Raw genomic sequence first — 215 nt, forward strand, 5'->3', positions numbered from 1 at the left:
AGATCGCCGAACTGCCGCCGCTGGACGAGGCGCCGGTCACCGAACCGCGGCTGGCGATCTTCGCCGCGGGCGAGGCGCCGGGCTGGCGACATGCGGCGGTGACGGTCAGCCGCGACGGTGGCGCGTCCTGGACCGCCATCGGCGCCACCGCCGTCCCGGCGACGCTGGGCCGGCTGACGGCCGCGCTGCCGGCGGGCGGCACCGCGATCGAGGAT

At 78.1% G+C, this 215-nt stretch carries 1 protein-coding gene; it reads left to right on the forward strand.

The window, feature by feature from the left end; translation table 11 throughout:
- Positions 1 to 215 (forward strand): hypothetical protein (locus tag AX685_RS22505; protein WP_197418552.1); only part of this gene is annotated, 215 nt, incomplete at both ends.

Source organism: Sphingomonas sp. CCH9-F2, from assembly GCF_001556735.1.
In the GTDB taxonomy this organism is placed as follows: Bacteria; Pseudomonadota; Alphaproteobacteria; order Sphingomonadales; family Sphingomonadaceae; genus Sphingomonas; species Sphingomonas ginsenosidimutans.